The organism is Microcoleus sp. BM001215392 (assembly GCF_036700185.1).
Taxonomy (GTDB): Bacteria; Cyanobacteriota; Cyanobacteriia; order Cyanobacteriales; family Microcoleaceae; genus Microcoleus.
This window is the reverse complement of sequence record NZ_JAUBOJ010000270.1, coordinates 4,897-10,465: the sequence shown is the minus strand read 5'-3', so window position 1 is coordinate 10,465 and position 5,569 is coordinate 4,897. Positions and strand designations below refer to the sequence as shown.

Here is a 5,569-nt window from a genome sequence, read left to right as displayed (position 1 = left end):
CTCTTCAGAGGACTTTCGCTATGAGACGGGGGTTTAAACCCCCGGCGGACTGAAACGGAGGTTGTCAACCCCCGGCGGGCTGAAATGGAGATTTTCAACCCCGGCGCACTCAAATGTTGTAAATTCTAGCTTTTGACGATCGCCCCAAAGTCAGCCAACACCCGCGCGTGATTCCGGAACAAACCCAGGATTAGGGTGCGCAATGCGCACCATACTTGTCTAGCTTTTGACGATCGCCCCAAAGTCAGCCAACACCCGCGCGTGATTCCGCAACAAACCCAGTAAATTCAAGCGATTGCGCTTAATTTCCGGGTCAGAATCCATCACCAAAACGCTTTCTGGGCCGTCAAAAAAGCTGCTCACAGCCGGAGCAATCTCAGTCAAACTATCTACCAACTGTTGGTAATTCCGAGTTTGCTTCGATAGCAGCGTTTGCGGCATTAACTGCACCACAGCATCGTAAAAAGCTTGTTCCGAAGACTTTTGAAATAACTGGGGTTTCACCGCCGTTTTCGGTTCCAATTCTACCTTATCCAAATCACCTTGAGCCGCCAAACGAGTCGAACGGTTGACTGTTTCGTAAATCAGATCCAAAGTCTTGTCATTGCGGATTTGTTGCAAGAAAATTGCTCTTTCCAGCGCGTCCAACAAATCTCTCAATGCTCGTTCTGTATATTCTGGGTCGTTTTCTCCCAAAACTGCATTCACCAAATCATAATCTACATTCTTTTCTTCTTGCAGCAAAGTGCGAATTCTTTGCAGGAAAAACTCGTATAATTGCGATAGCAACTCCGCCGATGTTTGGGGGCGCACTGCGGTAAATTCTGCGACAACTTCTGCGAGTAGTTGGTGCAAGTTTATTGGCAACTGAGCCGCCCAAATAATGTTAGTTATCGCATTGGCGGCGCGGCGCAGGGCGAAGGGATCGGAGGAACCAGTCGGCAGCATTCCCAAGCCGAAGATGCTGACTAATGTATCTAATTTGTCGGCGATTGCGACAACTTGACCTGTGAGAGTTTGCGGCAAATTATCGCCCGCACCTTTGGGCAAATAATGCTCGAAAATAGCTGTGGCTACGGCTTCTGGTTCTCCGCAGGCTAAGGCGTATTTCTGCCCCATGATTCCTTGCATTTCTGGAAGTTCGTAAACCATTTGGGTAACAAGGTCGGCTTTGCAAAGCAATGCTGCTCTTTCTATGTAAGCTTGTTCTGTGGCGGTGATTTGCAGTTGCTTGGTGATGAGAGAGGCAATCTTGCACAGTCGATCGACTTTTGCGCGCACTGTACCCAAATCTTCCTGGAAAGTGACCGTCTCCAACTTTGGCAAATAATCCTCTAGAGGCTTTACCAAGTCTGCTTTGTAGAAAAACTGACCGTCTGCCAATCTCGCCCGCACGACTCGCTCGTTACCTGTGGCAATGATGGCTGATTTTGCGGGGTCGCCGTTGGAAATTGTAATGAAATAGGGCAGGAGTTCGGGGAATTCTGGGCTTTTGAGAATTGGGAAATAGCGCTGGTTGGTGACAATTATTGTGGTGATTACTTCCGGCGGCAACATCAAAAATTCTTCGTCAAATTTGCCGACTACTGCGTTGGGCCATTCTACTAAGTCGGTGACTTCTTCTAACAAATCTTCGGTAATGTCTGCATAACCGCCTTGTTTGGCGGCGGCGGCTTCTACTTGTGCTTTAATTTGAGTTTTGCGCTGTTGTCGATCGACTTCCACGCCAGCAGCCCGCAGACACTCGACATAATCCTCGGCTTGGGGAATCGAGACAGGCTGCGGGTGCAACACTCGATGCCCTTGGGAAATGCGATCGCTCTTGACGGTATCCGAACCGCTCACCAAGGTAATTGGCAGCACGCTACCATCAAACAGCGCTACGATCGATCTAATCGGGCGCGGAAACTTCAAATCTCCGTCAGCCCACCGCATAAATCTTTTACCTTCCAACTTGTTAATCCACTGCGGCACAAGTTCGATCAAAATATCCGCCGTCATCCGCCCCGGAATCTGTTTGAGCACAAACACAAAATCGCCTTTATCTGTAGCGCGAACTTCCAAAGCATCGATTTCTACACCTTGTTTTTTGGCAAAACCTTCGGCTGCTTTCGTCGGTTTGCCATCTTTAAAAGCCGAACTTGCGGGCGGCCCTTTTACGTCTTCTTCTCTATCTAATTGCTTAACTGGCAGTCCTTTAACAACAACGGCCAAACGTCTCGGAGTTGCGTATACATTAATTGAGTTATTTGTCAAAGATTGTTCTGCCAGAGTTGCAGGTACGAGTTCCTGCCACTGTTGGACGCTACCTGCGACAAAAGATGCGGGCAATTCTTCGGTACCGAGTTCTAATAAAAAGTTAGGCATATAGAAATTGTGAAGTGAGGGAGGTACGGATTGGTAATGGGTAATCGGTAATTGGTAATTGGTAATTGGCTGGTGAGTGCGTTAGTTGACAGAAAAATTTTACATAACAAATTTAGGTTTTTTTGTCAAGAGGCAATTCATCTGCTGGTTCGATCGTTAGAAAAGTTATGGATCGGCAATCAAAAAAGCCTGGAATGGCGATCGCAAGCAAGCAGAATCGAACTATTTTACCGATACCCCAATCCTATTAGAGCCAAAAAAGACTCAAATGACCAGCATACCACTTAAAATCGGGGGTGAAAGATATTCTCAACAGCACATGACCTTGGCGGAAAGACTGGCACAAGATTGGAAGTCGCGACTCGAACAAGATTGCCCGCAGGAAAGTTCTAGCACTCGCGAGAGTGTTGTCCGCTGGCTGTTAGGAGACAAGCCAGAAAGATTTGACTCTCTAAATCCGACTCAATTAAGCGTCGCGTCTGGGGCGATCGACTTTTTATATCGAATTTTACAGCAGCGCTATCTGGGAGTATCGCCCGAGCGAGCTTACCGCAACTTGATCGGGCGGCTGGGCGGTTTGGTGGTGCTGCGGCAAAAAATCCAAGCGTGGGTTTCGCTCTCGCGCGACAGACAGCGCAGTGCGGTGGAGGTACTGCAAGAAGTGATTCAGGAAATGCTGAATTCCGATCGCTACCTCCTTTCTCAAGTCGCCTGGATTGCCGAATGCACAACAGATAAACGCTTGCGAAATGCTTTGCTGCTAGCAAGCACCGAAGAATACTGCTTGCGGCCGATCCGCAACCAGCCGCTGCTGGTGTACCGCTTCGTCAACTACCTGCGGCGTTCCCAGCGGGGCGGGTTGACGCAAGTCCCGGCGGGAGATTGGGTGCGGCTGGTGTCGGAACAAGTTCTACCTGACGATACAGACGAACCGCTCAGCCTGCTAGACGAACAGGCGATGTCCGAGTATCGAGAAAGTCAAGCTTGGGAAGAACGACAAACTCAGCGGCAGATTGTCCAACAAGAATTTGAGGATTACTTGGCCGCTGAAGTCGATCCGCTGGCTTCGCGGTGGCTGCGGCTGTACCTGCAAGGCCGTTCCCAAGAGGCAATTGCTGAGGTTTTGAACGTTCCGGTAAAACAAATTTACCGCTTGCGAGAAAAAGTCAGTTACCACGCGATTCGGGTTTTTGCAGTCAAACAAGCACCAGAATTAGTCGCCAACTGGCTGGAAACTTCGCTCCAAGAACACAGTTTGGGCTTGACTCCCGTCCAGTGGCAGCAATATTTAGATGACCTGACGCCGGTGCAGCGGCAGTTGGTAGAATCTCTCAAAGCCGGGAAAAGTGTAGAGTCGATCGCCTCTGAATTAAAGCTAAAAACCAATCAAGTCATCGGCGAGTGGAGCAAACTCTATTTAGCAGCTCAATCCCTGCGCAACCAGTAGATTAGGAATTGGTGGCGCGCAATTCCGACTTCTTAGCTGGCGGTAGCATTTTTCAGAATTCGCGCTACAAATCAATTCCAGAACCGTCATAGAGTCCTGCGAGTTTCTCCGTGGAAAACCGCACGATCGGGATATCGCAACTGCTACCGCGAGCAGGCAAAAATGATACTGTACGACCGAGACTCACGATCCTCGACCGCCAAATTTGAGACCAAAGATCCAGCTTCCAGATTCAAATAGAGGAGTTAATCTAACATCTCAACTTGAAAAATCGAAAATCGACTGACGATCGGGGACGCTCACCGCGAACTATGTGGAGTAAAATATTCACAGGACGATCGAATGAATTTGAATTTTGTAACCAATCCTCAATGGGGCGGTTGTCACTAAATCATTCGTTGTGGTGCATCTGTAAGACAGGGGCTTTAATTAGATAATTCTATCGTTGTCAGCCACGGGAATCAATCTCGCGCGATCGCACGAGTAGTTAGTCGAGAGTGCGCCCGTCATCATCTAGCTGTCAATCTTTTGATAGAATTTGATACTGGAATACAGAAAGCAGAAGATTCTTGGACTCAAGATTTTTTTTTGATAAAAGCTTCCGGTTTTCAGACGAATGGCTCCGTCAGGGATGTTGCAGCGTTTAATTTTATAAATCAGGTTGGTGTGGCGCGAGCGATCGCGCTTCCGACTAGAGAGAAGCTAATGGTACATACATCTTCAACAGACTCGGCGGCTACAATGGACTCCGATCGAATATTTCAACTCATCGATACAGTAGTTCCCTTTGAAGCCTGCCTTTACTATCAAGTTTTGCCTCTATCTCTAGAAGGCAATCTATTTAAATTGGGCATAGTCGATGCGCAAGATGACTCCGCCTTGGACTACGTACAGCGGATTTTAGCTTACATGAATTGCTCGGTAACAACCGAGCAAATTGCGTCGGAAACTCAGCGCTCGATGCTCTCAGCTTACCTGCTCCACGGGAACCAAGTCAGAGAACCCAGCCTGACAGAAACCACAGCAGCCCCAACACCCAAAAATCCCGCACCACCAAATTCACGTTCCGAAGCAGACACCCTGCTGTCTGTGCCCGAACCCTCGATTCCGGCTCGCGAGCGCTTGAAACCTGCGCGTGCTGAGGTTTTGCTGACACCGGCAGAGCTTGCGGTTTTGGATGTCGAAGCCTTGCACTTGTCAAGCCCCGTCCAAGTTTTGGCAACTTTACCCGCGCCCCAACTGCTCCAAGAATTGCTCGGTAGAGTGCTGCTAGACGGTATTGGGCGCCTGTTTTTTGAGCGCCACCAATCGATGGGGCGAATTCTTTGGAGTCAAGACGGCGTGTTGAAATCGATCCTCGAAGGTTTATCTCCCGTCCTATTTCAAGAAGTCATCGACGAGTTGAAGCGGCTGACAGATATGCCTGTTTCCCCGGTAGAACATCCCAAACAAGTCGAAGTTGAACGCATCTATGGAAAAACTCATTTGCTGTTGCGCTTGCGAGTAATGCCAGTGGGCGGGAAGGAAGAAGCCACGCTGCAAGTCTTGCGCGGGGCAGCTTTGAGGTTTTACCAGCAGCAGCAGTTGTCTACTTTGAGTCGGGACGCGCTGCGGCTGGCCGAAGAATTGCAGCGCAAAGTGAATCAAATTCGCGATCGAACTCGGCTTTCTCCTTTACCTTTGGAAGGCTTACCCGCTTTGGAACAAGTTGTCAGAAATGTTGACGATCAACTAGAAGCTTTGATGCAGGAACAC

The 5,569-nt window shown here is 49.0% G+C and carries 4 protein-coding genes; 2 read left to right on the top strand and 2 right to left on the bottom strand.

Translation table 11 applies throughout. From position 1 onward, the window contains the following. Positions 1-219: 219 nt before the first annotated feature. A complete protein-coding gene (glyS, locus tag QT974_RS23835; protein WP_333470891.1) occupies positions 220-2,367 on the bottom strand; it encodes a glycine--tRNA ligase subunit beta in 2,148 nt (715 codons plus the stop codon). A gap of 319 nt (positions 2,368-2,686) precedes the next feature. Here glyS and QT974_RS23830 point away from each other — a divergent pair, with 319 nt between their 5' ends. Continuing rightward, complete coding sequence (locus tag QT974_RS23830) at positions 2,687-3,814, top strand: HetZ-related protein 2 (RefSeq protein WP_333470893.1); 1,128 nt, start codon at positions 2,687-2,689, stop codon at positions 3,812-3,814. Positions 3,815-3,878: 64 nt separating this feature from the next. Here the strand turns inward: QT974_RS23830 and QT974_RS23825 are convergent, their stop codons facing one another. Further along, positions 3,879-4,001 (bottom strand): hypothetical protein, encoded by a 123-nt coding sequence (locus tag QT974_RS23825; RefSeq protein ID WP_333470890.1) that lies wholly within the window; start codon positions 3,999-4,001, stop codon positions 3,879-3,881. A 341-nt stretch (positions 4,002-4,342) separates the two neighbouring features. On the opposite strand from QT974_RS23825, the gene QT974_RS23820 reads away from it, so the two are divergent. Then, the coding region (locus QT974_RS23820; RefSeq protein WP_333470889.1) for an ATPase, T2SS/T4P/T4SS family at positions 4,343-5,569 on the top strand (1,227 nt) is incomplete at its 3' end.